At 69.1% G+C, this 26,487-nt stretch carries 28 protein-coding genes and 2 pseudogenes; 16 read left to right on the top strand and 14 right to left on the bottom strand.

Features of this window, described 5'->3' with window-relative positions; all coding sequences use genetic code 11:
• Nucleotides 1-5: 5 nt before the first annotated feature.
• Together SSOG_RS37115 and SSOG_RS37110 are read right to left on the bottom strand one after the other, a co-directional pair.
• Nucleotides 6-698 carry a type 1 glutamine amidotransferase domain-containing protein gene (locus SSOG_RS37115; RefSeq protein WP_009719426.1) on the bottom strand — a complete coding sequence of 231 codons (693 nt, stop codon included), beginning with the start codon at nt 696-698 and terminating at the stop codon, nt 6-8.
• Between the two features lie 33 nt (nt 699-731).
• On the bottom strand, nt 732-1,382 hold the full coding sequence (locus SSOG_RS37110) for an SDR family NAD(P)-dependent oxidoreductase (RefSeq protein WP_039939587.1): 651 nt from the start codon (nt 1,380-1,382) through the stop codon (nt 732-734).
• 183 nt (nt 1,383-1,565) lie between these two features.
• Between SSOG_RS37110 and SSOG_RS37105 the strand changes: the two genes are divergently transcribed.
• Nucleotides 1,566-2,447, top strand: coding sequence for a helix-turn-helix transcriptional regulator (locus tag SSOG_RS37105; RefSeq protein ID WP_009719425.1), 882 nt, complete (start codon nt 1,566-1,568; stop codon nt 2,445-2,447).
• A 98-nt stretch (nt 2,448-2,545) separates the two neighbouring features.
• On the opposite strand, the pseudogene SSOG_RS58645 reads toward SSOG_RS37105, so the two are convergent.
• Nucleotides 2,546-2,758, bottom strand: a pseudogene (locus SSOG_RS58645) (GMC oxidoreductase); the annotation flags it as partial.
• Nucleotides 2,759-2,931: 173 nt separating this feature from the next.
• Here SSOG_RS58645 and SSOG_RS55085 point away from each other — a divergent pair.
• From SSOG_RS55085 to SSOG_RS37085, 5 genes are all read left to right on the top strand, one after another.
• Nucleotides 2,932-3,150, top strand: a complete 219-nt coding sequence (locus SSOG_RS55085; protein WP_208867401.1) for a Rossmann-fold NAD(P)-binding domain-containing protein — start codon at nt 2,932-2,934, stop codon at nt 3,148-3,150.
• 225 nt (nt 3,151-3,375) lie between these two features.
• Complete coding sequence (locus SSOG_RS37095; RefSeq protein ID WP_009719422.1) at nt 3,376-4,812, top strand: carboxylesterase family protein; 1,437 nt, start codon at nt 3,376-3,378, stop codon at nt 4,810-4,812.
• A 59-nt stretch (nt 4,813-4,871) separates the two neighbouring features.
• A complete protein-coding gene (locus SSOG_RS37090; RefSeq protein ID WP_039939581.1) occupies nt 4,872-5,894 on the top strand; it encodes an alcohol dehydrogenase catalytic domain-containing protein in 1,023 nt (340 codons plus the stop codon).
• Between the two features lie 65 nt (nt 5,895-5,959).
• The gene (locus SSOG_RS52735; RefSeq protein ID WP_154686021.1) at nt 5,960-6,100 is read left to right on the top strand and encodes a hypothetical protein; all 141 of its coding nucleotides are present in this window, start codon (nt 5,960-5,962) and stop codon (nt 6,098-6,100) included.
• Nucleotides 6,101-6,135: 35 nt separating this feature from the next.
• Complete coding sequence (locus SSOG_RS37085; protein WP_039939580.1) at nt 6,136-6,507, top strand: hypothetical protein; 372 nt, start codon at nt 6,136-6,138, stop codon at nt 6,505-6,507.
• 321 nt (nt 6,508-6,828) lie between these two features.
• Here the strand turns inward: SSOG_RS37085 and SSOG_RS37080 are convergent, their stop codons facing one another.
• Complete coding sequence (locus SSOG_RS37080) at nt 6,829-7,761, bottom strand: helix-turn-helix domain-containing protein (RefSeq protein ID WP_009719419.1); 933 nt, start codon at nt 7,759-7,761, stop codon at nt 6,829-6,831.
• A gap of 131 nt (nt 7,762-7,892) precedes the next feature.
• Between SSOG_RS37080 and SSOG_RS37075 the strand changes: the two genes are divergently transcribed.
• The 5 genes from SSOG_RS37075 (at nt 7,893) to SSOG_RS57630 (ending at nt 10,458) form a co-directional block, all read left to right on the top strand.
• Entirely contained in the window at nt 7,893-8,288 is a 396-nt protein-coding gene (locus tag SSOG_RS37075; RefSeq protein WP_039939579.1) for an MmcQ/YjbR family DNA-binding protein, read from the top strand.
• Entirely contained in the window at nt 8,285-8,653 is a 369-nt protein-coding gene (locus SSOG_RS37070; RefSeq protein ID WP_039939578.1) for an MmcQ/YjbR family DNA-binding protein, read from the top strand. The genes SSOG_RS37075 and SSOG_RS37070 overlap by 4 nt, the downstream gene beginning before the upstream one ends.
• 99 nt (nt 8,654-8,752) lie before the next feature.
• On the top strand, nt 8,753-10,057 hold the full coding sequence (locus SSOG_RS37065; protein ID WP_009719417.1) for a replication-associated recombination protein A: 1,305 nt from the start codon (nt 8,753-8,755) through the stop codon (nt 10,055-10,057).
• On the top strand, nt 10,035-10,187 hold the full coding sequence (locus tag SSOG_RS52730) for a hypothetical protein (protein WP_154686020.1): 153 nt from the start codon (nt 10,035-10,037) through the stop codon (nt 10,185-10,187). Before SSOG_RS37065 ends, SSOG_RS52730 begins: the two co-directional genes overlap by 23 nt.
• A 148-nt stretch (nt 10,188-10,335) precedes the next feature.
• Entirely contained in the window at nt 10,336-10,458 is a 123-nt protein-coding gene (locus SSOG_RS57630) for a hypothetical protein (protein ID WP_267893800.1), read from the top strand.
• Here the strand turns inward: SSOG_RS57630 and SSOG_RS37060 are convergent.
• From SSOG_RS37060 to SSOG_RS37045, 4 genes are all read right to left on the bottom strand, one after another.
• Nucleotides 10,445-10,816 carry a DUF6228 family protein gene (locus tag SSOG_RS37060; protein ID WP_245606665.1) on the bottom strand — a complete coding sequence of 124 codons (372 nt, stop codon included), beginning with the start codon at nt 10,814-10,816 and terminating at the stop codon, nt 10,445-10,447. The two genes, SSOG_RS57630 and SSOG_RS37060, sit on opposite strands and share 14 nt — an antisense overlap.
• A gap of 539 nt (nt 10,817-11,355) precedes the next feature.
• The gene (locus SSOG_RS37055) at nt 11,356-11,769 is read right to left on the bottom strand and encodes a BlaI/MecI/CopY family transcriptional regulator (protein WP_009719414.1); all 414 of its coding nucleotides are present in this window, start codon (nt 11,767-11,769) and stop codon (nt 11,356-11,358) included.
• A complete protein-coding gene (locus tag SSOG_RS37050; RefSeq protein WP_009719413.1) occupies nt 11,700-12,608 on the bottom strand; it encodes a M56 family metallopeptidase in 909 nt (302 codons plus the stop codon). The genes SSOG_RS37055 and SSOG_RS37050 overlap by 70 nt, the downstream gene beginning before the upstream one ends.
• Nucleotides 12,605-12,973, bottom strand: coding sequence for a BlaI/MecI/CopY family transcriptional regulator (locus SSOG_RS37045; protein WP_039942314.1), 369 nt, complete (start codon nt 12,971-12,973; stop codon nt 12,605-12,607). The genes SSOG_RS37050 and SSOG_RS37045 overlap by 4 nt, the downstream gene beginning before the upstream one ends.
• Before the next feature lie 512 nt (nt 12,974-13,485).
• On the opposite strand from SSOG_RS37045, the gene SSOG_RS37040 reads away from it, so the two are divergent.
• The 5 genes from SSOG_RS37040 (at nt 13,486) to SSOG_RS37020 (ending at nt 17,384) form a co-directional block, all read left to right on the top strand.
• Entirely contained in the window at nt 13,486-13,938 is a 453-nt protein-coding gene (locus SSOG_RS37040) for a DUF6153 family protein (RefSeq protein ID WP_009719410.1), read from the top strand.
• Between the two features lie 86 nt (nt 13,939-14,024).
• Nucleotides 14,025-14,735, top strand: coding sequence for a DUF305 domain-containing protein (locus SSOG_RS37035; RefSeq protein WP_009719409.1), 711 nt, complete (start codon nt 14,025-14,027; stop codon nt 14,733-14,735).
• A 137-nt stretch (nt 14,736-14,872) separates the two neighbouring features.
• Nucleotides 14,873-15,733 (top strand): F510_1955 family glycosylhydrolase, encoded by an 861-nt coding sequence (locus tag SSOG_RS37030; protein WP_009719408.1) that lies wholly within the window; start codon nt 14,873-14,875, stop codon nt 15,731-15,733.
• A gap of 83 nt (nt 15,734-15,816) precedes the next feature.
• Nucleotides 15,817-16,323: a HoxN/HupN/NixA family nickel/cobalt transporter gene (locus tag SSOG_RS37025; RefSeq protein ID WP_009719407.1), complete on the top strand. Its 507-nt coding sequence runs from the start codon at nt 15,817-15,819 to the stop codon at nt 16,321-16,323.
• Nucleotides 16,324-16,700: 377 nt separating this feature from the next.
• Complete coding sequence (locus SSOG_RS37020) at nt 16,701-17,384, top strand: M23 family metallopeptidase (RefSeq protein WP_050800073.1); 684 nt, start codon at nt 16,701-16,703, stop codon at nt 17,382-17,384.
• A gap of 40 nt (nt 17,385-17,424) precedes the next feature.
• Here SSOG_RS37020 and SSOG_RS49475 read toward each other — a convergent pair.
• The 6 genes and pseudogenes from SSOG_RS49475 to SSOG_RS36995 all read right to left on the bottom strand — a co-directional run.
• Nucleotides 17,425-18,003 (bottom strand): annotated as a pseudogene (locus SSOG_RS49475) (helix-turn-helix transcriptional regulator); the annotation flags it as partial.
• Between the two features lie 144 nt (nt 18,004-18,147).
• Nucleotides 18,148-19,737: a phosphoglycerate dehydrogenase gene (gene serA / locus SSOG_RS37015; protein ID WP_009719404.1), complete on the bottom strand. Its 1,590-nt coding sequence runs from the start codon at nt 19,735-19,737 to the stop codon at nt 18,148-18,150.
• A gap of 130 nt (nt 19,738-19,867) precedes the next feature.
• Entirely contained in the window at nt 19,868-21,193 is a 1,326-nt protein-coding gene (locus tag SSOG_RS37010; RefSeq protein ID WP_009719403.1) for an MFS transporter, read from the bottom strand.
• Complete coding sequence (locus SSOG_RS37005; protein ID WP_009719402.1) at nt 21,193-22,338, bottom strand: PLP-dependent cysteine synthase family protein; 1,146 nt, start codon at nt 22,336-22,338, stop codon at nt 21,193-21,195. Before SSOG_RS37005 ends, SSOG_RS37010 begins: the two co-directional genes overlap by 1 nt.
• A gap of 1,639 nt (nt 22,339-23,977) precedes the next feature.
• Nucleotides 23,978-25,213: a cytochrome P450 gene (locus tag SSOG_RS37000; protein ID WP_009719401.1), complete on the bottom strand. Its 1,236-nt coding sequence runs from the start codon at nt 25,211-25,213 to the stop codon at nt 23,978-23,980.
• A 45-nt stretch (nt 25,214-25,258) separates the two neighbouring features.
• The gene (locus tag SSOG_RS36995) at nt 25,259-26,482 is read right to left on the bottom strand and encodes a cytochrome P450 (protein WP_009719400.1); all 1,224 of its coding nucleotides are present in this window, start codon (nt 26,480-26,482) and stop codon (nt 25,259-25,261) included.
• Nucleotides 26,483-26,487 lie beyond the last annotated feature (5 nt).

Below are 26,487 nucleotides of genomic sequence, written 5' to 3'. Positions count from 1 at the left end.
GATGCCTACTTGAGCGCGCCGATCATGGCCTCGGCCATGGGGGCGCTGGAGGCCGGGTTCTGGCCGGTGAAGAGGTTCCGGTCCTGCACGTTGTACGCCTGGTACGCCGGTCCCCCGGAGTGCTTCGCACCCTTCTGACGCAGCGTGCTGGCCAGCAGCCACGGAGCGCCTTCCGCAGTGCCGAAGCTCTGCTCCTCCTCGTCGGTGAAGGCCGTCATCTCCCGGCCTGCGAACAGCCACTTGCCGTTCTCGTCCACGGCGGACAGAAGGCCGGCTGGGCCATGGCAGACGGCCCCGATGATCTTCCCGGCCGCGTCCGCCTCGGTGAGCAGGCGGCCGAGGTCACGGTCCTTGTAGAGGTCGACCACCGGACCGTGCCCGCCGGGGATGACCACAGCGACGTAGTCGTTGATGTCGATTTCGTCCAGCTTCAGCAGCGGACCGAACTCACTCAGGGCCCGCGCGGCGTGCTCCACGTAGTGCGCACAGTCCGGGCCGGCGATCTCCGGGTCGGCACTGTGGGCGTCGAGCGGCTGCAGAACGCCGCCCGGGGAAGCGAAGTCGACCGCGAAGCCGGCCTGCACGAACTTCTCGTGGGGCGCGGCGAGCTCTTCGGCCCAGTACCCGGTCGGGTATTCCGAGCCGTCGGTGCGTTCCCAGATACTCGCGGCGGACATGACGATCAGAATCTTGCTCACGATTGTTCCTTCCTGTGATGGATTGGTGCATTCTCAGGCGTCGGCGAAGTCAGTGGCGTCGGCGGTCTGCGCGGTGGCCTTGAGGTTCGCGCGCAGGGCATCGACCTTCGCGGTGGCGTAGGCGTGGGCGTCCGAGCCGAGCAGCTGGCGCAGCGGGCCCTCGCCGCTGACAACCTGGCGGATGATCGCCTCCGCGCCCTTGACCGGGTTGCCCAGCTGGCTGCCCTGGAGCTTCAGGTGGTTCTCGGTCATCTCACGCAGACCTGGGTACGCATCCGTCGTCGAGGCGGGCAGCGCGAGCGAGTCGGTGGTGAGGAAATCGGTGCGGAAGTAGCCGACCTGGACGTCGAGCATGTCGCGAACCTCGCGGGCACTCGTCTCCTCCACCGCGGCCAGGTAGCCGTAGCCGGCGTTGTTGACGACCACGTCGAGGCCGCCGAATCGCTCCGTGGCCTGGCGGACAGCCTGCCGGACCTGCTCGTCATCACGCAGGTCGACGGTCAGCGGCAGCAGCCGCGAAGTGTCGACGCGGTCACCGAGGGCTGCCAGCAGCCGCTCCGTGGAACGGGTCGTCGCGGCGACCTGGTCGCCACGCTGGAGCAGCTGCGTGACCAGCTCCCGGCCCAGACCGCGGGAAGTACCGGTCACGAACCAGGTCGCGGGTCGATCCGTCGGGAAACTCATGGTCGTCCTTTGCTCACGATTCCGGTGATGCGCCTCCGGGCTATTTGCGTGGTGGCGTGCTTCAAGAGTGACCCCCCGCAAACCCCTCTGGGGGCCTATCTCGCGCCCTGTGGAGGCGCGGTCTTCGGAACCTAGGACTCGCCGGTCCACCCAGGACCGCGCCGGCTCAGGGATACTCGAATCGTGAACAAAACCAACCAAGAACTCGCCGATTTCCTACGGCGCGCCCGCAGCCAGATCGACCCCGCCCGCGCCGGCCTGCCCCCCGACGGGCGCGTCCGCCGCGTACCCGGCCTCCGCCGCGAAGAAGTCGCCCGCCTCGTCGGCGTATCCACCGACTACTACGCCCGCCTCGAACAAGGCCGCCGCATCACTCCCTCCGCCGCCGTCGTCGAAGCCATCGGCCGCGCCCTCGGCCTCGACGCCGCCGGACGCGCCCACCTCAACGACCTCATCGGCCTGACCTCGACACCCACCCCCCGCCGAACCCACGACGTCCAACGCGTCCGCCCCGGCCTCTACCAGCTCCTCGACGCCCTCGACGGCGAACCCGCTCTCATCCTCGGCCGCCGCACCGACATCCTCGCCGCCAACCGCATGGCCAAAGCCCTCTTCACCGACTTCGACCAGCTCCCCGCCGCCCACCGCAACTACGCCCGCTGGATGTTCCTCGACGGCGACGCCCGAGCCCTCTTCCTCGACTGGCCCGACCAAGCCCGCGCCGCCGTCGAAAGCCTCCGGTTCGAAGTCGGCCGCAACCCCGACGACCGCGCCACCACCGACCTCGTCACCGAACTACGCGGACACAGCCGCGAATTCGACCAATGGTGGGAACAACACCGCGTCCACCAGCGCACCCACGGCTCCAAACGCCTCCGCCACTACCTCGTCGGAGACCTCACCGTCGAATACGAAACCCTCACCCTCCCCGGCGACCCCGAGACCACCCTGTTCATCTACACCACTGAACCGGAATCACCCTCACGACGAGCCATCGACATCCTCGCCAGCTGGACCGCAACCACTCCCACCCTCGAACCGAAACCCAACATCGCCGAGCAGTAACGCCCATCCGAGTTCGCCGGCAACAGCAGCATCGCGGGGCGATTTCGACCTGCGACAGGCCGCCGCATTGGCCCCTTCGTTCGCCGACCAGCTGCTGATCATGCGCAGCGCCCCGTAACCGCCCCGGAATCACAAGGGCGTTGTTCACTTACACGGTCAACGACTATGGACCGCGCCCAAGTCTGGGCAGCCCCGATCGCGGGCACAACAGATGCGTTGGCGACCATGAAGTTCTCCACGCTGTTCACCGCAAGCTCCGGCCTTACCACCGTCTGCGGATCATTATCGATGCGGCAGGTGCCGACCGGCTGCCACTGCGTCTGCGCGCACGCTCAGCCTCAGGCCCGTACCGCCAAGAACTGCGCCGACGACCGGCTTTCCGGATTCCCTTGTCGCCGTCGCGGGGTTCCTCCTCGTGCGGCAAGGTCGATGCTGGCTGATGCCGCCGGTCGGCGACGCGGTTCCTCCGACTGCCGGCGAAGCGGTGTTCCTGCCCAGACCCACCGTCCGCGAGCCCCACCGGCCGCCGCGCCTCCAGCCCCGGGGCGCGGCGGCCGACCCGTCGTACACCGGGCGGGCCGACGAGGTGGACATCGCCGAGGCGGCCACGTTCCTCTGCTCACCGGCCGCCTGCTACATCACCGGTGTCGTCCTCGACGTCGACGTCGACGGTGGCATCGGCATCGGACCATCCATCCGCTGAACCATGAGCACCTGGAACGCGCCCGCGCCTGGCGCCACCTCGGAGCACACCCCGGAGGTGTCGTCAGGCACGCACGTGAAGAGGAGTAGAGAAGTGTCACCTGATGACTAACAGGTGACCGCTACCCACCGGACGATGCGTCGGATCCCGCGGAATGCTGTGAGAGCGAGCAACCAGCCGCCCACACACCGCGCGAAACACCGAACCGAACCGAAAGGCCACGCCATGACCGCCACCGCACCCACGACCCCGACTGCACCAGGGGTACGGTCCTGGTGGGGAATCCCGTACGCCACCGCCGAGCGATACCGCCGCCCCGTGCTCGCGGACTTCGATCCGGACCGTCCCTACGACCGCAAGGGCGTCGCCTCCGTCCAGCCCGACACCGGCGACTGGCTGGAGGCGGACAGCGGGATGGGCGAGGACTGCCTGAACCTGAACGTGTGGACTCCCGAGGAGCCTGCCGGGGAGGCGCTCCCGGTGGCCGTGTACATCCACGGCGGCGGATTCGAGTACGGCGCCAACACGCAGATCACCTCGAACGCCTCCGGCCTCGCCGCGACGGGGCGCGTGGTGGGCGTGTCGATCAACTACCGGCTCGGCGCCCTGGGCGCGGTCTCGCTGTCGCAATACGGCGGCGCCCTCGCCGAGGCCAGCAACCTGTGTCTGCAGGACGTCATCGCCGCGCTGACCTGGATCAAGCAGAACATCGCCTACTTCGGCGGCGACCCCGGCAACGTCACCGTCTACGGCCACAGCGCCGGTGCCTTTTCCGCCTTCGGCCTGCTCGGCGCCCCTGCCGCCAACGGCCTGTACAAGCGCCTGGCCGGATTCTCCGGAGGCCCCTCGCGTATCCAGCCGGTCTGGTGGGCCGAGGAACACGCGCACCGGTTCGTCACCGAACTCGGCGTCGCGGACAACCCGAACAAGCTGCTCGACCTTGACACGGCCGCGCTGGTGGCCGCCGCGTACAAGGTCACCCCGAGAGACATGGGCGTCCGCGGCGGGATGTTGGGCACGAGCATGGGTGTCGTCCTGGACGCCGGACAGCCCGGAGCGGTACTGCGTGCCCACCCCATGAACGTCCTGGCCTCCGGTACGCACCGGGACGTGGACATCCTGCTGAGCGCGGGCAGTGACGAGATGGGCTGGTGGGTGGCGAACGACCTCGACCGGTTCGACCCGCACACCGTCGAGGCCGTCACCGACGAAGTCGCAGGGTGGCGCCTTCCCCGTTCCCGCGCCCTGAAGATCGTCGACGCCTACGACCGGGGCGGCCGCACTCCGGCCGAGGTCCGTGCCGCGTTCCTGACGGACTACGCCTTCGCCCTGCCCGCGGCCCGCGGCGCCCTGGCCCACGCCGCTGCGGGCGGCAACGCCCATCTCCTGGTGATCGGGCCTTCCCAGGGCGCACCCGCCGTGCACGGCACCGAGATGTACGCCCTGGTCGGCCAGGAGCAGCCGGGCCGCAGCGCCGAACAGGCCGAGCGTGACACGCGTATCCGCGACATCGTGCTCGATTTCGCCACCGGCGAGCGGGCCCGTCTGTGGCCCGCCGTCATCACCCGGCCCACCTCGGGAAGCGTCGGCAACCCGCCCTTCGAGGCCACCGCCCACTACCAGGCGGCCCTCGACCTGTTCGAGGACATCGACCGCCCCTGACGGTCCCCAGGCGATAAGGAACCGCACAAGGCCACCGCTGGCCGATCAAGGAGCTTGCCATGAGCCAACCGACAGCCGCCGGCGACGCCGCACCTGCGACGATGCGAGCCGTCGTCGTCACCCGGCCCGGCGACCTCGACGCACTCGAGATCAAGGATGTGCCGGTGCCCGCGCCCCAGCCCGGCTGGGTACGGATCAAGGTGAAGGCGTTCGGCGTCAACGAATCCGAGGTCACCACCCGCAAGGGCGAGTCGGACCCGGAGGTCACCTACCCGCGCATCCCCGGTATCGAGGGCGTGGGGGTCATCGACCAGGCCCCGGAGGACAGCGGCTTGCGCCCGGGGCAGCAGGTCGCGACCATGATGGGCGGCATGGGCCGTTCTTTCGACGGCTCGTACGCCCAGTACGTCACCGTCCCCGCGACGCAGGTCATCCCGTTCGAGACCGCTCTGCCGTGGGAGGTGGTCGGCGCGCTACCGGAGATGTTCCAGACGGCGTACGGCTCTCTCACCACCGGACTCGGTCTCAGCGCGGGGCAGACGCTGCTGATCCGCGGCGGCACCTCCACGGTCGGGCTGAGCGCGGCCACGATCGCGAAAGACCTCGGCGCCACGGTGCTGTCCACCACCCGCAGCCCGAAGAGGGCCGCGGAACTGCGGGCTGTGGGCGTCGACCACCCCCTGGTCGACGACGGCACCATCGCCGACCAGGTGCGCGAGCTGATGCCGGACGGCGTCGACTCCGCACTGGAGCTGGTGGGCTGCTCGGTCCTCGCCGACACCCTGCGTGCCGTCCGCCGCCACGGCACCGTCTGCTTCACCGGGGCCCTGGCGGGCCAGTGGACGATCCCCGACTTCACTCCGTTCGTGATCCCGGGCGGAGTGCGGCTGACCGCCTACGCGGGCGAGGCCGCCGACCTGCCCGCCGAGGTGTTCCGGCACCAGTTGCAGTCCATCGCCGAAGGGCGGCTCAAGGCCCCGGTCGCGAAGGTCTACCACGGCCTGGAGCAGGTTCGTGCCGCCCAGGCCGACGTCGAGGCCGGCACCACGCCGGGCAAGCACGTCGTGCTCCTCGACGACTGAGAAACACGCACCACGCCGCGTCGGCCAGGCCACAGCCGGCCGCGGCATGCACGGAAGGAAGCGCCATGTACGCCGAGGGGCCGCGCCGCTACCTGGAGGCCCTGTCCACCTACACCCGGCGCCGGTTGACCCAGGCCGTGCGGGCAGCTGTGGACGCCAAGGGCCTGAACCGCATCACATCCCCGCCAACGTCGACGGCCTGCTGAGGGTTGTCCGCAGCCTGCTCGCCGACGGCAACTCGGTGGTCATCGTCGACCACGACATCCAGGTCCTGCGCCAGGCCGACTGGCTCATCGAGATCGGTCCCGGCTCCGGCCGCGGCGGCGGCACCGTCATCGCCGAAGGCACCCTCAGGCAAATAACCCACACCAAGGCGTCCCGGAGCGGCGGATACCTCACCGACCGCGAAGACCTCCTCGTGCGCCGCCACGCCCTCGCCCCGGGCAGTCCACGCGGCCGGCTCACCGCGGTCACCATCGCCACCTACAGCGGCGTCCTCGACGACCTGCGCCGCGCCTACGCCGCCACCCCCGCCGCGAAGGAACGCGGCCTGAAAGATCGAACTCGACGTCCAGTTCCTGCCCAACGTCGACATCATCTGCCCCGACTGTGAAGGAACCCGCTACGCCCCCGAGGCCGACGAGGTCCACCGCGTGCCCCGCGGAGGCGACGAGGAGGATGGGGTGACCCTGCCTCAACTGCTGGGGCCTGCACCGTCACCCAGGCCATCGAGCACACAGGCGACCTGAACAAGGTCCGTTCCCGACTGCAGACGCTCGTCGACCTCGGCCTTGGCTACCTCACCCTCGACGAGGCCACCCCCGCGCTGTCCGGCGGCGAGGCGCAGCGGCTCAAGCTCGCCTGGGTCGTGACGGTCCGCTGCGGCAGCAGGTCCGGGTCGGCCATGTGGGGGCGGGCCTCCGCCGCGCTCGCCTCACGTACCGGTCCTCCCTTCGCCGGCCGCGAAGGCGGCAGGGGTGAGACCGGTGTGGCCGCGGAAGAAGCGGCCGAAGTTCGCGGGATCAGAGAAACCGAGATGAACAGACACAGCCTGGGCGACCCACCGGGCGCCTCCCAGCAGGCGCCGGGCCTCGAGCAGCCGCCGCTCGTCGATGAGCTCCCGAACCCCCTTGCCGGTGACGTCCCGGGCGGCGCGGCTGAGGGTACGGACCGAGCAGCCGAGCAGCTCCGCGTAGTCCGCGGCCCGGTGCAGTTCGCGGAAGTGCAGCTCCAGGGCGTCCACGAACCGTCCGTAGGTGTCACCACGGCCCGTGCCGGCCGACGTGTCGGTGGGGGTGATGCCGGGGGCGTTGGCGAGGCGGAGCAGCAGCGATTCGAGCAGGCTGCGCCGCAGGGCGTGGTGGATATCGAGGGGGCGGCGCCCGAGGGCTCGGTGTTCGTCCAGGAGTTGGAGGGCTGTCTGCTGGAGCCAGGCGGCGTCGCCGGGGTGCGGGCTCAGTACGGCAGGGGCCTCGTGCGTGGTGAGCGGGGCCAGGAGGCGGGCGATGTCGGACCGCAGCACGTCGGGCTCGAACAAGATGAACGGGCCGCGGGCGGCGCCGGGCGGATGCCAGCACTGCGCGTGCCCGGGACGCACCCACAGCCACTGGCCGGGGGCGACGGTCCGCGTGACGTGGTCGACGTCGTGCCGCAGCTCACCCTCGGTGACCAGGATGAGGTAGTGGAAGGTGGCGCGGCCCGGACGGGGCGGGTTCCACGGCCAGTCGTCGTGCTGGGCGAAGAAGTCCTCGACGGTACTCACCTCCAGCCCGTAGGGAGTGCCGACCGGGGGCTGGAAACCGTACAGCGGAACCGCGGCCGATCCGGCCTGGCCACTCGGCCTGGGGTGTCGCTTGTCGACCATCACGTGTCCGCAGCCTACTGCCCCTTTTCATCTGTTCCAGGGAAAGGATGAGCTGTGCCGCCGCGACCGCACGGCACGCCCTCCGCGTCCTACGAGGCCGCAGCCCGTCACCGACCTGAGGAAGGCAACCTCCCATGAACGGATCGACCCTGCAGAAGACCGCCGCCGATTGCGCCGAGGAGCTTCCCGGAGCCCAGCTGGAGCATCCCTTCGGCCCCGACTGGGAGGTCTTCAAGGTACGCGGGAAGGTGTTCATGCTGATGACCGAGGCCCCCGGGCGTCCCGTCGTGATCCTCAAGTCGGACCCCGGCGAGGCCCTTGCCCTGCGCGAACACAACAGCCACATCACCCCCGGCTACCACATGAACAAGAAGCACTGGATCACGCTGGAGGGCGGGGACGGCATCGACGAGGAGCTCGTCAGGGAGCTCGTCACCGAGTCCTACCGGCTCGTCGTCGCTCACCTGCCCAAGGCCGAGCAGCCCGTCGACCCGCACACCTACGGCAGCGGAACGCGAGCGGCCCGGTGAGCGCGGCCGGTGACCGGCTCCAGGACACCGCCCGCCGGGCGGCCCTGGCCCTCCCCGACGTCAGCCGCGGACGCCCCTTCACACCTGGACTCGACGTGTACAAGGTCGCGGGCAAGGTGTTCCTGATCGTCACCGACGACCCGGACGAGCAGATCATCACGGTCAAGTGCGAACCCGAACACGCCCGCGCGCGAGAACGCGGTTACGCCTCGATCACACCGGGCCGCTATCTCGACAAACGGCACTGGATCTCGCTGGGGCCGGGACCCGGCATCACCGAGCGACTGGTCTCCGAGGCGGTCGAAGATTCCTACGACCTGGTCGTCGAGCGGCTGCCGCGACGCGACCGCCCCGGTGCTGGGTGAGCGCCGCGAGCTTCCCCGCGAGCGGCTGAGCCTCGCTCGTCAGTGTCCCGTGCAAGGCTCGCCACGCCCGCACATGTCCGCCACCGACCCGAGAGACCGATGGAACCGACCCTGCCGCTCTTCGACGAGGAGCCCACCCGGCCACTCGCCGACCTCCTGCGCCCCACCCAGCTGGAAGATGTCGTCGGACAGGACCACCTCCTGGCCCCGGACGCCCCACTTGGCCGCATGGTCGCCCAGCAGCGCCTCAGCTCCGCCATCCTGTGGGGGCCGCCCGGCGTCGGGAAGACCACCATCGCCCGGCTCCTCGCGCGCGCCGGCAACCTGGCCTTCGAACCGGTATCGGCCACCTTCTCCGGCGTGGCCGAGCTGCGGAAGGTCTTCGCCGCCGCACAACGCCGGCGCGGCATCGGCCAGGGCACCCTGCTGTTCGTCGACGAGATCCACCGCTTCAACCGCGCCCAGCAGGACAGCTTCCTTCCCTACGTCGAGGACGGCACGATCACTCTGATCGGCGCCACCACGGAGAACCCGAGCTTCGAACTCAACGGCGCCCTCCTCTCCCGCACCCAGGTCCTCGTCCTCAAACGCCTCGACGAAGCCGCCCTGTCCACGCTGCTCCACCGCGCCGAGCAGCTCACCGGCCACCGGCTGCCCCTGGGCGACGACGCCCGCCGCGCCCTGATCGCCATGGCCGACGGCGACGGCCGCTACCTCCTCAACATGGCCGAACAGCTCCAGGCCCTCCCCGACACCGAAACCACCATGGACACCACCGCGCTCGCCCATCACATCCAGCAGCGCGCCCCGCTGTACGACAAGGCGCAGGAGAGCCACTACAACCTCATCTCCGCGCTGCACAAGTCGATGCGCGGCTCCGACCCGGACGCGGCCCTGTACTGGCTCGCCCGCATGCTCGACGGCGGCGAGGACCCCCTGTTCGTAGCCCGCCGCCTGGTCCGCTTCGGAGTCGAGGACATCGGCATGGCCGACCCGCACGCCATCCAGCAGGCCCTCGCCGCCTGGGACGTGTACGAACGCCTCGGCTCCCCCGAAGGCGAGCTGGCGATCGCCCAGGCCGTCGTCTACCTCGCCACCGCCCCCAAATCCATCGCCGTCTACCGCGGCTTCAACGCCGCACACCACGCCGCACACCGCACCGGCTCACTCATGCCACCCGCCCACATCCTCAACGCCCCGACCCGGCTGATGAAGAACCTCGGCTACGGCAAGGACTACCAGTACGACCCAGACACCGCCGACGGCTTCTCCGGCGCCGATTACTTCCCCGACACCATGGACCGCGAGACCTACTACAAACCCACCCGCAACGGCTACGAGGCCCAGATCACCGAGCACCTGCGCCACTGGGCCGCTCTGCGTGCTCGCAGACAGCGCGGCTGACCGGCCGCCGCCCGCGAAGAATTCGTCGTCCGGACCCTCACTGCGCATCACCATTGCCGACCGCTTTGTGGATGGCGAGTTCACCGACCGGACCACCCCGGTCACCGACGCCACTGTGATCGCCTCCTGACGCACCTGTGAGGACGCTTCTTCGGGTCCCCAGATTTTGGCCGCGGTCGCTCGGTCCGACGCTCTGGCACAGCTGCTGTCAGCGCGTCTTGATGATCGATCGTGCTGCTCCGACTGGCTTACCTGGGTGTGCCGAAAACGCGTTCGCGATGCTTCGCCTGCTGCGGACGACCGATCGGGACAAGGAAGCGGAGATCCTCGCCCTGCGCCACCAGATCACCGCACTGGAACACCAACTCGGCAAGGACAAGATCCGGTTCACGTGCCCGTGAGAAACGTGTGGAACTCGGTGGCGAGGTTTCGCATCTCCTCGCCGGCCGCGTGCACAGTGGTGGTCTCGAAGTGCCACTCCTCGGACGGAGGCCGGTCGTGGATGCCCCACGCCAGGTGGACGTAACCGCCCGGACGGTGTTCCGCCGAGATCGTCAGGTCGCGTTCCAGAGAGCGCCAGGCACGCGCTCCTTCCCAACCACGGAAATCCTCGGCCAGCGAGGAGAGGAAGGTGTCGAGGCCGTCGCCGTTCCACGTCCGCACCAGGGTCTCGATGCTCACCCATTGCCCGCGAGCTTTCACAAGGAAGTCGAGTGTGGGGTCGTCCCCGAACGGTCTTGTCGGCTCGGAGAAGAGCAGATGGACTGGTCGCGGTCCGGAGTCTCCCACGCGTACCGCGGGGCCATCTTCGATCATTCGAGCAGGTTAGAAGTCGTGGGACTTGATAGCCAACTGCTATCCCCACACTACGCAGGGCACGGGCCGCAGGTGCCACTTGGGGCATGATCGTCCGCTATAGCTGTGGATCTTGCAAGGGACCTGGGCAGCAAGCTGCATGGCTATCCGAAGCACAGGGCATCCCGCTGGCCGTCGCGATCTCCGGCGCGAACGTGCACGCCAGCCCCTTCAAACCGCCACTCCTGGGCCTCTCCGCCATATGCTGCCGGCGCGGGCCACGACGACGACCGGTCTGGGTATACTTCCAGCCTGCTCCACACCGCCGATATGGCAGCCCCCGAAATGAGCAGGCGGGTGCACTTGACCGCCAGACGCGACAATGCCATGCGAACACGATCCCGGTACCGGATGCCCGACGAGCACCCGTATGCAACCTGAGGCGCGGCGATGAATATCCGAGCCCCGCACGACGGCGTAGCCGAGCAGCGCCAAGGCGATGATCAACGCTCGCGCTCCTCACTCCGGGCGCCGGTCCCCCGCGCGGCAACGAGCAGTCGGCGCAGTTCGGCGGCCTCGTCCGGTTCCATCGTCTCGACCAGGTTCACCACCGCCGCCGCTCGGTCGTCGGCTACAGCCAGCACTTCGCCCATCAGCCCGGCGACGTACGCCTCACGGCTCGCGGTAGCCCCGTAGCGGAAGGCGCGCCCGTCTTTCTCCTTGGACAGCCAGCCCTTGCGGTACAGCACCTCGGTCACCGTGTGCACGGTGTTGTACGCGGGCTCGGGGTCGCGGTTCAACCGCTCCAGGACCTCGCGTATGCGCAGCCGGGCCGGGGCTGGTGTGATCAGGGTCCGCAGGCCACCAGCAGTGGCAGCAGCGGAGCCGCGGTACTGGCTGCCACGACACCCAGCCACGTCACACGGTGCGGCCGGGGTTGGGGTGTGAGGACGCGGCGCAGTCGGATGAGGGCACCCGGCCCGGCGGCGCCCAGAGTTCCCTGCGGCGTCTGCCCTGCGGCGACCTCACACATGGCGGTCGCCAGCGCGTCCCTGGAATGGCTTCGTAGGACTCTGTCATCCGCGATCATCTCTACCAGCAGCGTGATCTGCTCCTTGGCATGCCGGGCGAGCGGCAGGCCGGGGAAGGCACGGGAGAACGCGTCCACGAGCAGGTGGAGAAGGTGGTGCCTGCTCTCGATGTGAGCGCGCTCATGCTCCAGTACGGCACGCATTTGCGCATCGGACAGGACGTCGAGGGCCCCCCGGGTGATGACGACACGACGCCGACGCCCGGGAAGGCAGTACACGGCGGGTGCGCCATGGTCCACGACCGTGGCGTCGTATCCGGGGGCCGGCTCACCGATCAGGGCGAGCATGTCGAGGTGGCGCTGCCGCGCTCGGCGTGCCCTCCAGGTACAGAGCACGAACCAGCCGAGCGGCAGCAGCACGATCACGGCGGGGGCGCTGAGCGCCAGGGCGTCCCTGGGAGTGGGCGCGGACTCGGTCACCGGGGCGTCGGCGGCCAGACCGCAGACGCTGAGCAGCCCGAGGAACCCTTCGTGTACATGCTGCTCGGTGAGGGCCAAGTGGTACACCGTGAGTGCGGTGGCGACGATGAACGTCACCATGAGTCCCTGCCATGCGAGGACCGCCAGGACCGGAGCGCGGTGGGTCCATCGTGCCCGTGACAGCAGAGGGGGCATCGCGGTGCCCACCAAGGCCGCGTATCCGCCCAGCGCCATCGCTGTGATCATGCATCGCTCCGCTTTTTGGCGGCGCGGAGAGCCGAGCGCAGGGCGTCCGCCTCTTCGGGCGTGATCTGTTCGATGAAACTGACCAGAGTTCCGACCGGATCCGGGTTACCGCCGAGCGCCTCCTGCATCCGCGACGCCGTGTACTGCTGCCGGGTACACGTGGGCTCGTACACCCAGGCCCGCCCCTCCTTGTGCCGTTTCAGCATGCCCTTGCTGTGCAGGATGTCGGCCACGGTCTTCACTGTGCTGTAGGCGATGGGCCGCTCCTTGCTGAGGTCCACCAGTACGTCGCGCGCGGTCGCCGGCCGCCCCCAGGCCCATAGGCGGTGCATGATCTCCGCCTCGAGCTCACCCAGCTGACGCACCATCGCTCCCTTCGCCCCCGGAATGCGGAGCTTCCGGCACCAGTGACCGCTCATCGTAGGGGGCAGAGTCCTGGAGCCCTGCGGAGCCTCGGCGACAGCCGACGGCGAACGCGGACAGCACGCCCGCGAGCAGCGCCCGGCGCCCTCGTGGCTCATCGGGCCGCGCGGCCGGAGGGCCATTCACGTACGTCGCCACCAGCAGGCCCATGAGCAGCGATGCCGCCACCCAGACCGGATAGTTCCACCACAACACCGGGGTCATCCGGGCGTAGAAGGGCGTGGGTACGACTCCGGTCGGCACACCGATCGCGGCCGCGGCGACAAGAGCCACGGCCACCGCCGCCACCCACTGACGTGGCGTCCACGTGCGCATGCGCCCGCCCCTCTGCCGTTACGATTTACGATTACTGCCAAACAGCTTAGTAGGTCACCCCCGCGCCCGACCCGCGCAGCATGATCCGGTCCGCTTCGATACTGTCGGAGAGCGGAGCGACCACAGATGGAGTCACGACGTGCATGTGAGCCGATACGTACGAACAGGAGGCGCCCTCGGGCACCTGCTGCTCGTCGTCGTGCTCGCGATGGGCGTCTTCGTGATGCACTCGATGGGCCATCCCGACAGCGCCTCCAACCCGAGCATGAGAGCGGCTCACGCATCGGCCACGACCGCCCACGAGGGCGCAGGCATGTCCTCGACGCAGGACGTTGCCGTCTCCTCGCCCTCTTCGGATTCCCCTCAGGACACCAAGGCGTCCTCCCACTCCCCGGCCATGGGGATGGACATGGCCTCGCTGTGCGTGGCCGTGCTCGGCACGTGGGTTCTCGCCGGTCTTCTCCGCGCGGTTCTGAGCCGCAGGACGGACTGGCTGGCACGGCTTCGCGATGGCGCCGTGGCGGCACTGCGCCCCAATCCTCCTCCGCGCAGGCCGCCTGACCTCGCTCAACTGTCAGTCCTGCGGATCTAGGCCGAACGCCACCGTGGGCAGCTTGTGCTGCCCACGCACCCCGTTCGACAGACTTTCCGCAGAACAGACACCACGAGGTTTTCGACATGACCGCCAGCAAGCGCAGCACGCTCCGTCCGCGCGTCCGCCGCATCGCTCTCGTCAGCACCGTCGCCGCCGCAGGCTTGGTCCTCGCCGCCTGTGGCAACGACGACGACATGAGCGGCATGGACCACGGGAGCAAGAGCAAGAGCTCCGCCTCGGCGAGCGCGACCACCGGGGAGAACCCCGCACCGGGCGCGTTCAACGACGCGGACGTGAAGTTCGCGCAGATGATGATCCCCCACCACGAGCAGGCCGTCGAGATGTCCAAGCTCGCCGACGAGCGTGCCGAGGACGCCAAGATCAAGACCCTCGCCGGGGACATCGAGAAGGCTCAGGACCCCGAGATCAAGACGATGAAGTCCTGGCTCAAGGCATGGGGCAAGCCCGAGTCGGGCAGCAGCATGCCCGGCATGGACCACGGGTCCGACAGCAGCATGCCCGGTATGGATCACGGTTCCGGCAGCTCCGGGAAGTCGGGCATGCCCGGGATCATGTCCGACAAGGACATGAAGGAGCTGACGGCCGCCAAGGGCACGGACTTCGACAAGATGTTCGCGCAGATGATGATCGACCACCACAACGGGGCGATCGACATGGCCAAGGACGAGCAGAAGAGCGGTAAGAACGCCACCGCGAAGAAGCTCGCCGACGATGTCGTCAAGAACCAGACCGCCGAGGTCAAGACGCTCCAGGGCATCCTCGACAAGCTCTGATCCGATCACACGCTGACCGTTCCGGGCTCCGCCGGTCACTCCGGGGAGCCCGGGGCGGTCACCCCCTCACACTCCTTACTTGGGCCGCGCCCGGTCATGTCCCGGCCCGCCCCCACAATTCCCGAGGACTCATAACGATGCACCGCGCCGTCCAGGCAGCCACCGCCGTCGCCCTCGGCCTCACGCTGGCCGCCTGCTCCAGCGGAGACGGCGACACGGACTCGTCCGATGCCGTCACGACCGTCCGTCACATCCACGGACTCGGGCTGGACCCGTCCGAGCAGCGCCTGTACGTCGCGACCCACGAAGGCATCTACACCCCCGACTCCAAGGGCAATCCCAAGCTGGTGGGCGACAGCAAGGACGACTTCATGGGCTTCACGGTGGCCCAGGGCAGGACCTTCTACGCCAGCGGCCACCCCGCCTCCGGAGGGGACGGCCCCGGAAACAAGGGACTGATCAAGAGCACCGACGCGGGCAGGACCTGGAAGTCGCTCTCCCTCTCAGGGACGTCCGACTTCCACGCTCTGGACTACGCACACGACACCGTCTACGGCTACGACTCCACCAACGGCCTGCTCCGCACCACCAAGGACGGCACCACCTGGAAGGACGGGGCGACGTTCCAGGCGCTCGACATCGCGGTCGATCCGGACCACGCCGACCTCGTCCTCGCCACCACCGCGGAAGGAGTCGCCCGCAGTACCGACGGCGGCAAGACCTTCGCCAAGGGCAAGCAGCCGGTGATGGCCTTCCTCTCCTGGAAGGCCCAGAACGCCCTCTACGGCATCGACACCTCCGGCAGGATGAGCCGCAGCACCGACGGCGGCGCCACATGGAAGAAACTCGCCACCGTCCCCGGCGGACAGCCTCAAGCACTCACCGCGGTCGACGCCCAGCACGTCCTGGCCGCGACGCAGAGCGGCGTGTACGAGTCGAAGGACGGCGGCAAGACCTTTACCAAGCGCCTCGCCGTCGAGTCGAGCGGCGGCCACTGACCCGCCATGCAACGCCATGTCGGCCGCGTCGGCAATCATGCCGTGGTGGCGGGGCACGGGCTTGCCCCGCGCCCGCTTACCGAGTGCACGAGCCCGCCGCTTGGATCGAGGCGAGATACGCCGGCGCCGCAAACCGATTCCAGGCCGGGTTCGCGGAGATCGGCGGCGTCATCGGGACTCTGGTCTCCGGCGTCTTCCTCTACGCGATCGCCGCATTGAACCTGGCGGTGCTGCGCGGCATCGTCCGCACCTGGCGCGAGGCCAAGGCAGGCCGCCACGAACCGGAGGAACTGGAGCAGCTGCTCGCCGACCGCGGGTTGATGAACCGCGTCTTCAAGGGCCGCTACAACCGGTTCATCGAGCACAGCTGGCAGCACTACTTCGTGGGCCTGCTCTTCGGCCTCGGATTCGATACCGCCACCCAGGTCGGCGCGCTGGGCCTGGCGGCGGGTTCGGCCGCGGACGGCACGCGCGGCCGACCACCGGCCGTGGTCGTGGCTCACCCGCATCGACCTCAATGCGATCGGCATCGTCATCGTGGTGACATTCCTGGTGACATGGATCGCCCAGCACGGCGGTGTGAGAGCTAGCGGTTACGGCGATGAGGACCCGCTCTTCGGTGCGATGCCCAGCGTGTACGACACCACGGCAGCCCATTACGACGAGTCCGCCTATCCGCTGTCATACCCGGGCTATGACTCCACCACGATGTGGGACGCGCCCGGTCATGCGGGGATGAGCTCGTCCGCGGCCGACCCTGGCCTGGCAGAACCGAGCGGGTACATAGCCCAGTGGGGGGGACGACTTCACCGGCCAGTGGCGCAATGCGGTAGCGCACCTCCATGACGCCGCCTCCGAGGAAGGCGAGAGCGCCTCTCCCGGCCCGTGCCGTGCCGACGTCCGTAACCGTCGTGCGTCCGCCCAGCGATCCGCGTTCCTGACCGTCGCCGTCCCGTCCGCTGTCGTGATGGCCATCACGGGGGCTGCTGCCGTCTCCATCAGCGTCGACAACCAGGATGAGAAGGCCACACAAGCCGCCCCGGACACGACAGCGGCCGTCGAGCCATCGGCCGCCAACGGCAAGTTCGACGCTCAGCTCACCGGTCTGACAAGCGGCGTGGACGACCTTGCCGACCGCGCCAGCCGTACGCAGCAACGCATCGATCTCAAGCAGCGTCAACAGCAGGAGCAGAGACGCAAGGCAGCCGAAGCGGCACGAAAAAAGGCGGAAGCGGCGCGCAAGGAGGCGCTCCGCCCGAAGTTCGCTCTCCCCGTTGCACAGCGAGGAGTCGGCGAACTGTTCGGCGCGGCTGGCTCCATGTGGTCGAGTCGGCATACTGGTCTCGACTTCCCCGTGCCCATGAACACCCCGGTGATGGCCGTCACCGACGGCACGGTCGAATCCAAATGGAATCCGTTCTACGGAAACATGGTCATCGTCACGGCCCCCGACGGCACCGAGACCTGGTACTGCCACCTCGCCAGTGCCAAAGTCCGCACCGGCCACGTCAAGGCGGGAGAGGCCATCGCCTACTCCGGAAGCTCGGGCAACTCGTCGGGGCCGCACTTGCACCTCGAAGTGCATCCCGGCGGCGGTGGTGCGATAGACCCTCTGGCCTGGCTTCGCAGCCATGGCCTCGACCCCACATAACGGTGCGGTTCAGCTCGCCCCCGCGCAGGTGGAGCCGTTTTTACGGCACAGATCGCCGAGAGCCGTTCTGAGGGTCAAGAACATCGCCGTTGAGGTAGCGCCGGGGTGGTGCCGACGGTTCGCCGGAATGCCGCGAGGAACGCGCTCGGTGTCGCATACCCCACCGCGTGTGCGACCCGGGAGACGGGCTGCCCTTCGGCGAGGAGGGACAGTGCGGCACGCAGCCGCACGTGGACGCGCCAGCGGTCGAAGCTCATCCCGGTGTCGTCGACGAACAGCCTGGTCAGGGTGCGTCGACTCACCCCTACAGCCCGCGCGTGCGACGCAAGGCTCCGCCGGTCCGAGGGATCCGCGAGCAGCGCGTCGGCCACGGCACGCACCCGTTCGTCGACGGGTTGCGGCACGTCGATGGGCAGAGCGGGCAACGGGTGCAACAGATCGGGAAGGACCGACTCGGCGCGCCCAGCAGCCCGTTCACAGCAACCGGTGTGGGCTCCGTCCAGTCCACGCCGCACCGGTCTCGTTCGAGGTAGATGCCGCACAGCACCGCGTCCCGGGTCGCGCCGGTCCGGTGGAGGACTCCTGCGGGCAGCCACAGCGCCCTGGTAGGCGGCAGAACACAACGCAGCGACGCCCCAGCGCTCGCGCCCGGCGCCGGAGAATCACCGGCCAAGCAGGAGAACCGTACTCAACCGAGCATGCGGCCTCGGGCCGCCCACCGCCGAAGCAGTGAGCGGCCCGGGTTCTGCGACCTTGATGCGGGTCAGCCGAGGCTGACCGAGCGGGCGAAGGTGGCGTCGGTCTCCTGGGCGATTTCGTTGAGTACGTCGGCTGGGACGTTGCTGTCGACGTTCAGGACGGCGAGCGTCTCACCACCCGGCACGGAACGGGAGACCTGCATGCCGGCGATGTTGAGGCCCGCCTCGCCGAGTACGTGGCCGACGGTGCCGACGACGCCGGGCCGGTCCTTGTACCGCAGGAAGATCAGGTGGTCGCTGACCGCGAGGTCGATGGTGTGCTGACCCACCGACACGATCTTCTGGATGTTCCTGGGGCCGGTCAGGGTGCCGGAGACCGCGACCTGTTCACCGCTGTTCAGGGTACCGCGGACGGTCAGCACATGGTGGTGGTCGGGGGACTTCGAGCTGGTGGTGTGGCGCACGTCGACCTTGCGTTCCTGTGCGAGCAGTGGTGCGTTGACGTAGGAAACCGCCTGGTCGACGACGTTTTCGAAGACGCCCTTGAGTGCGGAGAGTTCCAGGACCTTGACGTTGTGCTGGGTGATGTCGCCGTACACCTCGACGTCGAGCCGGACCGCGACCTCGCCGGCCAGGGCGGTGAAGATCCGGCCGAGGTTCTCGGCGAGCGGCACACAGGGGCGGACGTCCTCGGCGATGACGCCGCCCTCGACGTTGACCGCATCCGGGACCAGCTCTCCCGCGAGCGCCAGCCGCACCGACTTGGCGACGTCGACGCCCGCCTTCTCCTGGGCCTCATCGGTCGAGGCGCCCAGGTGTGGGGTGGCCACGACGTTGTCGAACTCGAAGAGCGGGGAGTCGGTGCACGGCTCCTGGGCGAAGACGTCCAGGCCCGCGGCGGCGACGCGGCCCTCCTTGAGCGCGCTGGCCAGCGCCTGCTCATCGACGATCCCGCCGCGTGCGGCGTTGACGATCCGGACCTCGGGCTTGACCTTGTGCAGTGCCTCATCGCCGATCAGGCCGACGGTCTCAGGGGTCTTCGGGAGGTGGACCGTGATGAAGTCGGAGACCTCCAGCAGTTCGTCGAGCGAGAGGAGTTTGACGCCCAGCTGCGCGGCGCGGGCGGGCTGCACGTACGGGTCGTAAGCGACGACCTTCATGCCGAAGGCGGACATCCGCTGGGCGACCAGCACGCCGATGCGGCCGAGGCCGACCACGCCGAGGGTCTTCTCGCTCAGTTCGACGCCGGTGTACTTGCTGCGTTTCCACTCGCCGTTCTTCAGCGCCGTATTGGCCTGTGGGATGTTCCGCGCGGTGGCGATGAGCAGGCCGCAGGCGAGCTCGGCGGCGGTGACGATGTTGGAGGTCGGGGCGTTGACGACCATGACGCCGGCCTTGGTGGCGGCGGGGACGTCGACGTTGTCGAGGCCGACCCCGGCGCGGGCGACGACCTTCAGCTTCTTGGCAGCGGCGATGGCCTCCGCGTCGACCTTGGTCGCGCTTCGTACCAGGATCGCGTCGGCATCCGCGATGGCGGAAAGGAGTTCAGCTCGATCGGCGCCATTGCAGAGCCGGATCTCGAAGTCCGGACCCAGGGCGCCGACAGTGGCGGGCGACAGCTTTTCAGCCAGGAGTACGACAGGTTTCGAGCTCACGGTTGGTTTCCATCCCTACTGGTTCGTTGAGGAACGGCCGCCCCCGGCGGCCGCATACGGCGGCGGCTTCGACGCATTGCCGGCAGGGAGGACGAAGGAAAGCTCGTCCCCCCTGCCGCAGGACCATCGGTCAGGCAGACACCGACTCGGGCTGTGTCTCGCGTACCGGCGGCGCGAGGCGGCCGGTGCGCTGCAGTCCGTACAGGGCTGCGGCACAGGCCAAGCCGAGCGCGCAGAGCACGATCCACGGGAGCGCGGAGACGCCAGCCGCGCGGGCGGCGTCCAGAGAGGCCCCGGTCAGCAGGTTCCCGAGCGTGATTCCGACGCCGCAGATGGTGTTGTAGAGCCCGTAGTGGGTCGCGACCAGGCGGTCACCGGAGAGCCGGACGATGGTGTCCATCTCGAACGGGTAGGCGATCATCGTCCCCACCGCCAGGAGCAGAGCGGAGAGCGCGGGCGGCACGGCCGCGAGCAGCCACAGCCCCACTCCGCCCTCCGGCACGGGCACGGCCGTCGGTACCAGCAGGGGCAGGAATGCCACGCCCATGGTGAACAGCCCCCAGGCAAGTGCCCGGCCCGGCTCCATGCGGGCCTTGCACCACGCGGTCACCTTGGTCTGGAAGAGGATCGTGCTCAAGCCCGAAACAGCGAAGAGCATCGCCACCGCCGCTGTCCCGGACGTTCCGTCGCCGCCCAGGCGCCGCACTTCCAGCGGCAGGGCGAGATAGACCTGGAACTGCATGACGTAGAAGCCGATCATGGCGACCGAGAACAGCAGGAACGGCCGGTTGGCCACGATGGTGCGCCACTGGGACAGCACGCCGTCCTGCCGGCCGCTTCCCTTGGTGGTCGGCGCGTCGTTTGCCCGGCGCGCGGGCAGACTGCGGAGCTGCACGATGCTCAGCAGCGCGAAGATCCCGGCCGACACCAGGCAGGCGACGCGGAAGTCGACACCGGTGAGCACCATGCCGACGAGTGGGCCGAGCAGGATGCCGGCCTGGTAGAAGATGTTGAACAGCCCGAACGCTTCGACCCTGCGCTCCCCGGCGTCCGCCGCCAGATAGGCCCTCACCGCCGGGTTGAACAGGGCGCCCGCCAGCCCGGTCGCCGCGGACGCGGCGAGCAGCGCGGGCAGCGCGTCCACCAGTCCGAGGGTCGCGAAGCCGACGATGCGGAGCATCAGCCCGGCGATGATCAGCGGCTTGTAGCCGAGCCTGTCGGCCAGGGTTCCGCCGACCAGGAACATCCCCTGCTGGCTGAAGTTGCGTATGCCGAGCACGAGCCCGACGGCCCAGCCTGCCAGCCCGACCGTGCCGGACAGGTGCGCGGCCAAGTACGGCATCAGCATGTAGAAGCCGAGGTTGATGGAGAACTGGTTCACCATCAACAACTGGACGCTGCGCGGGTAGGAGCGCATCTGCGCCAGGGTTCCCCCGGAATGTGACTGCCGGTCCATCACCGGTCTCCCTCCTCCTGGGTGTCGAACTCAGCAAGCTCGGCAGCGTCGTTCCCCTGTGCCGGATCGGACAGGGTGAGCGGGTCGACCACGGTGGTGCACCGGGTCCAGCGGCTGACTTCCTTCTCGTCCAGGCGGCCGATCGTCTCCGGTTCGACGGGCGGCGGGGAGTCGAGCAGACCATGGGCGGCGCAGTAGTCGTCGTCGTAAACCGTGCCGAGATAGCGCTGCGGGCCGTCAGGGAAGATCGCCGCGATCTTCGTGTCCGCGGGCAGGGTGCGGGCCAGCCAGCCCGCCACCAGGGAGACCGCGCCGACGCTCCAGCCGCCGGTGGCGTAGTGGGAGGCGGCGAGCCGGCGGCAGGTCCACACCGCCTCGGCCGGTGCCACCCAGTGCACCTCGCTGAAGTTGTCGTAGGCGACGTTGCGGGGGTAGATGCTTGAACCCAGGCCCCGCATCAGCCGGGTGCGGGCGGGCTGCCCGAAGATGGTCGAGCCGATGGTGTCGACGCCGACGAGCTTCAGCTCCGGGTACAGGGCCTGCAACACCCGGGAGACACCGGCGGAGTGACCGCCGGTACCCACGCTGCACACCAGCACGTCGAGGTGGCCCAGTTCGGAGGCCAGCTCCAGCGCAAGTGGGGTGTAGGCGGTGGTGTTGTCGGGGTTGTTGTACTGGTCGGGGCACCACGAGCCGGGGTGCTGCGCCATGAGCTGAGCCACTCGCTCGCGCCGCGCTTGCTGCCAGCCGCCGGTGGGGTGGGGTTCGGAGACGACGTCGACCTGGGCTCCGTAGGTGGTCAGCAACTGGGTCATGGACCGCTCCAGACCCGGGTCGGTGACCAGGGTGACCGGGTGGCCGTAGACCATGCCGGCCAGGGCCAGTCCCAGGCCGAGGGTGCCGCTGGTGGACTCGATGATCCTGGCGCCGGGGCGCAGATCGCCGCGGGCGCGGGCCCGCTCGACCATGTACAGGCCGGGCCGGTCCTTGATCCCGCCGGGGTTGAAACCCTCCAGCTTCGCCCAGAACCCCCGGTCAGCGGGGGTGAGGGGATCGGAGATCCGGAGAACCGGGGTGTCGCCCACGAGCCCGGACAGGGCCGAGCGGGCGGGCAGTGTGATCTCGGTTGTGGTCTGCGGGTGCATCTTCCGCTCTCATCGGTGGTGTGACGGGGTTTCGTCGGGCGCGCCGTCCGGGCCAGGAAGAGGCATCCGCCTCGGAACCTGGTGGCAGCACGCGCGGCCCGTGTCGATGGCCGCGAAAGGCCCGTCTAGATCCGCCACCGGCAGACGACGGCGAGGGTGGCGCGGCCTGAACGCCGTATCCGGGGTCTGCTTCCTCCGTGTCGAGCTACCCACTGTGGGCCGGCCACGGCGGCAGTCACTCCGGCCGCCACTCCGGCGAAGACGGCCGGGGCCGCGGTGTCCGCGACCAACTGCCGTGCTTGCGAAGGTAGTTGGCTGATCACGTACGGCGCGCAATGCGCACCGGAGTGTGGATGCGGTCCGTGTGGCATCGCACGCTCGGTGTCCGCCGACGCGAGCGGGACGAGATCGGCCGAGACCGAGGGCCGGTCCTGCGTGTGGCTGTCGTCAGCGTGCGTGGCGGAACAGTCGAACGCCCACAGCAGCAAGACTCCGAGGACGGAAACCAGCAGCCGCAGCAGCTGAGCCCTGGTAGCCGGGCGGCTGATGTGAGCGCGGGAAAGGGGGTGGAACGGCACGGTTCCTCCGGGTAGCGGCCGTCGCTCCCACGGCGCGGGGAGGGAGCGGCGGATCGGGATCAGCAGGCATCCGAGCAGGCAGGCACCGGGGAGCGGTCCGTTCAACGCGAGGAAGCGTGGCTACGGACGTCCAGGGTGCCGGGAACTGACCGCACGTGGCCGACCCGTCCCGCAGGACGGGGCTGCCATTTCTCAGGAGAGCGGCGGCCAGTGGGGGACGCCGGAATCTAGACCTGCTGCACCACGGAGACTCTCGAACCTGTCAACGAAGGAACGGCCGACCCCGATCGGAAGGGATCGGGGTTCCCCAACGCAAACGCGTGCGTCGATGGCATACGACCCCAGGTGGACAGACTTGGAGCGGCCAGGTGCAGGTCCTGCTGGGGCTGGCCGGAGACGCAGTCTTCGACCGGGTGGTGCGAGCCATCGTCCTCGTGCTGGCCATCGGCTGCCGCAACGTCAGGCGACGCGCTCGCGACAGCGCAGCCTCCTCCGGCCCCGCTCGTGTGACCTGCCTGAATCACGGCGGGCGCGTGTGCGGGCCCGGTTGCACCGGCCCCTGCGTGCCCCTTCGCACTCTCAGCACTCGCGCCGTGCGTGACCAGGACACCGAGCACCAGAACGGCCAGCCACAGCAGACGCAACGGCCCCGCAGAGCGGGGCCGCAGCATGCCGGAGCGCGACCAAGCCGTAACCATGCCGTGATCGTAACCATTGCCCGGCGGCGCGGTGCAAACTTCTCTCCGAAACAACGAGTTAACAGCGGTACACAGATTTCACGCAATGGATCAGGCTGATGCTTCGGTCCTCATGAAACGGCAGGTCGCCCCACCCTCGGCGCCCTTTCGCACGAGCCACGGTCATCTGACCGCCGTCAGACGTGATCCGCCTCACGGCTCCGTCGACGGCCTCATGGCCTCACTCGTGCGGGGAGCATCGCCGAAGTCGCCCTGCGGCGATGGCGGACGCTGCTCGTCGCCATGACGCTCGCGGCGCTGGCCACCGCAGCCCACCACACCGCGCCACGGACTCCGTCCGTCGGCCCGCCGGGGGCCGGAGTGTCAGACGGCCGAGTGGGGCGGGGGGCTCGGGTCGAAGGTCAGGTGCAGTGATTCCAGGCCGATATTCGCGCGGATCAGTCTGGCTCGGTGCGGGGTGCCTTCGGCGATCGCGTAGTCGGAGATGTGGCGGTGCCATTCCTCAAGGATCAGTTGCATTTCCAGGCGGGCGAGGTGGGTGCCCAGGCAACGGTGGACACCTACGCCGAAGCTGGTGTGGGGGTTTTCCGGGCGGTGGAAGTCGGTGTCGTGGGGGTGCGGCCAGCAGCTCTCGTCGCGGTTGGCGGTGGTCAGGTGGGCGTTGACGAGGGTGCCGGCGGGGATGGGACAACCGCCGATCTCGACGTCCTCGGTGGTGATGCGGGGGAGGAAGGGGGCCGGTGGGTCGAGCCGCAGCAATTCTTCCACCGCGGCCGGGACGAGGGAGGGGTCGTCCGCCAGTTCACGGCGTCGAGCGGGGTCGGTGGCCAGGCGCTCCATGGCGAGGCCCAGTGCGTCGGTGACGGTTTCCAGACCGGCGAGGACGAGCATCAGGCACAGCCCTGTCGCCTCCTCGTCGGAGAACCGGTCCTCGCCGTCCAGGGCCAGGATCTCGCTGAGCATGTCGTCGCCGGGGTGGGTGCGACGGGCCTGGATCAGCTCGGCGAGGTAGCCGGCCATGGCCATCGTCTGGTCCACCCTGGCGGCCCGTTCCTCGTCGGTGAGGACGAGTTCACCGGCGGCGTCGGCGGTGAGCTGGAGGGCGGCGTCCTTCCAGGCGATGAGCCGGTCCCGGTCGGCGAGCGGCATGTCCAGGAGGGTCAGCAGGGCCTGGGCTGGGAAGGGGACGGCGATGTCCGCGACGAAGTCGCAGCCGCCGCGGGCCTTGACCGCCTCGATGAGGTCGACGGCCTGGGCGCGCAGCGCGTCCGTGAGCGGCCGGATCCGGCGGGGGCTGAAGAGGGGTTGCAGGATGCGCCGGTAGTGGGTCTGCTCGGGTGGGTCGAAGGCCAGCGGGATGAGGGGGTATCCGGTCTCCACGGCCTCGAAGACCTTCGCGAGGGAGAACCGGTCCGGCGCCTTGAGCACCGCCTTGACGACGGCGAAGCTGGTCAGGGCGAGGCCGTCCGCCGTGGGGGCGGGCTCGCCCAGGGCGGCCAGTGTCCGCCAGGCGTCGTCCCGTCGTTCGGCCACCGGGAGGTCCCTGACGTGCTGCACGGTGTCGTGGCCGACCGTCGTCGTGGGTGCTGATTCGTTCATCGTCACTCTCGTCGTCGAAGGGGTTCGGTCTGCCGCGGTGCGGGCTCAGACCCGTATGGGCAGGCGTGCCGCGCCGCGGAGGCTGAGCAGTCCGTTCCACTCGACCTCGCCGTCCAGGGCGAGATCGGGGAACCGGCGCACCAGCTCTCCGATCGCCACCCGGCCTTCGATACGGGCCAGGGTGGCGCCGAGGCACAGGTGGATACCGCCGCCGAAGGACACGTGGCGGCGCGCGTTCTCCCGGTCCAGGCGCAGTTCCTCCGCGTCGGGTCCGAAGAACTCCTCGTCCCGGTTGGCCCCGGCCAGGTTGGCGAGAATGAAGGAGCCGGGAGGGATCTCGTACTCACCGACCTGGTACGGCTCCAGCGTGACCCGCCTGCTGTTGTGCACGGGGGCGTCGTAGCGCAGCATCTCCTCGACCGCGTTGGCCTCCAACTCGGGCTTGGCGCGCAGGAGTTCCAGCTGGTCGGGGTTGCGGAGCAGGGCGAGGGTGCCGCCGGAGATGAGGTTCACGGTGGTCTCGTGACCGGCGACGTAGAGCATGGTGACCTGGGCGACCAGCTCGTCGTGGGTGAGCTTGTCCCCGTCGTCCTCGGCAGCGATGAGCGCGCTGAGCAGATCGTCGGCGAGGTGGTTCCGCTTCCATGCGACGGCGTCACCGACCAGCTCGAACAGCTCCGCGTCGGCGGCCTCGACGGCCCTCATCACCACGGGATCGGTGGTCGGTTCGACCGAGCGCATCAGCGTGCCGGTCAGCTCCCGCATGTGCCGGGTGTCGGTCGGGGGCATGCCGAGCATGTCCGAGATGACCGTGAACGGCAGGGGGAAGGCCAGCGTCTCGACCAGGTCGCCGCCCCCGGCCTCGGCGAAGGTGTCCAGGGCGTCGGTGACGAGGGCGCGGATGCGGGGCTCCATGGCGGTGACCGCGCGTACCGTGAACGCCTGGGTGACCAGCTTGCGCAGCCGGGTCTGGTCCGGGGGGTCCCGGTCCAGCAGGGCGAGGCCCTTCAACCGCGGCTCGTCCGTGACGCCCGCCTTCTCGTACGCGTCGCGGAAGGGCCCCGGGGCGACATGCCGCTGTTCGACGGAGAGGCTGGAGCGCAGCAGGTCGAACACGTCCTGGTAGCGGGAGAGCATCCAGAAGCCGCCCGGGTGCTCGTGCACCGGCACTTCCCTGCGCAACTCCGCGTAGTGCGGATACGGATCGTTCATGAAGTCCGGTGTGAACGGATTGAAGATCAACGGCTCGCCTTCCGGCACCGTGCTCATGGTGT

Source organism: Streptomyces himastatinicus ATCC 53653, from assembly GCF_000158915.1.
GTDB classification, from domain to species: Bacteria; Actinomycetota; Actinomycetes; order Streptomycetales; family Streptomycetaceae; genus Streptomyces; species Streptomyces himastatinicus.
The sequence above is the reverse complement of the archived record's forward strand: the minus strand, read 5'-3'. Positions and strand labels throughout refer to the sequence as shown.

Coding starts and splice junctions, on each gene's coding strand:
- SSOG_RS37110 (WP_039939587.1), bottom strand. CDS start 1,382: ATGAGTTTCCCGACGGATCGACCCGCGACCTGGTTCGTGACCGGTACT.
- SSOG_RS37095 (WP_009719422.1), top strand. CDS start 3,376: ATGACCGCCACCGCACCCACGACCCCGACTGCACCAGGGGTACGGTCC.
- SSOG_RS37090 (WP_039939581.1), top strand. CDS start 4,872: ATGAGCCAACCGACAGCCGCCGGCGACGCCGCACCTGCGACGATGCGA.
- SSOG_RS52735 (WP_154686021.1), top strand. CDS start 5,960: ATGTACGCCGAGGGGCCGCGCCGCTACCTGGAGGCCCTGTCCACCTAC.
- SSOG_RS37075 (WP_039939579.1), top strand. CDS start 7,893: ATGAACGGATCGACCCTGCAGAAGACCGCCGCCGATTGCGCCGAGGAG.
- SSOG_RS37065 (WP_009719417.1), top strand. CDS start 8,753: ATGGAACCGACCCTGCCGCTCTTCGACGAGGAGCCCACCCGGCCACTC.
- SSOG_RS57630 (WP_267893800.1), top strand. CDS start 10,336: ATGCTTCGCCTGCTGCGGACGACCGATCGGGACAAGGAAGCGGAGATC.
- SSOG_RS37050 (WP_009719413.1), bottom strand. CDS start 12,608: ATGATCACAGCGATGGCGCTGGGCGGATACGCGGCCTTGGTGGGCACC.
- SSOG_RS37035 (WP_009719409.1), top strand. CDS start 14,025: ATGACCGCCAGCAAGCGCAGCACGCTCCGTCCGCGCGTCCGCCGCATC.
- SSOG_RS37030 (WP_009719408.1), top strand. CDS start 14,873: ATGCACCGCGCCGTCCAGGCAGCCACCGCCGTCGCCCTCGGCCTCACG.
- SSOG_RS37020 (WP_050800073.1), top strand. CDS start 16,701: ATGGCCATCACGGGGGCTGCTGCCGTCTCCATCAGCGTCGACAACCAG.
- SSOG_RS37010 (WP_009719403.1), bottom strand. CDS start 21,193: ATGGACCGGCAGTCACATTCCGGGGGAACCCTGGCGCAGATGCGCTCC.
- SSOG_RS37005 (WP_009719402.1), bottom strand. CDS start 22,338: ATGCACCCGCAGACCACAACCGAGATCACACTGCCCGCCCGCTCGGCC.
- SSOG_RS37000 (WP_009719401.1), bottom strand. CDS start 25,213: ATGAACGAATCAGCACCCACGACGACGGTCGGCCACGACACCGTGCAG.
- SSOG_RS36995 (WP_009719400.1), bottom strand. CDS start 26,482: ATGAGCACGGTGCCGGAAGGCGAGCCGTTGATCTTCAATCCGTTCACA.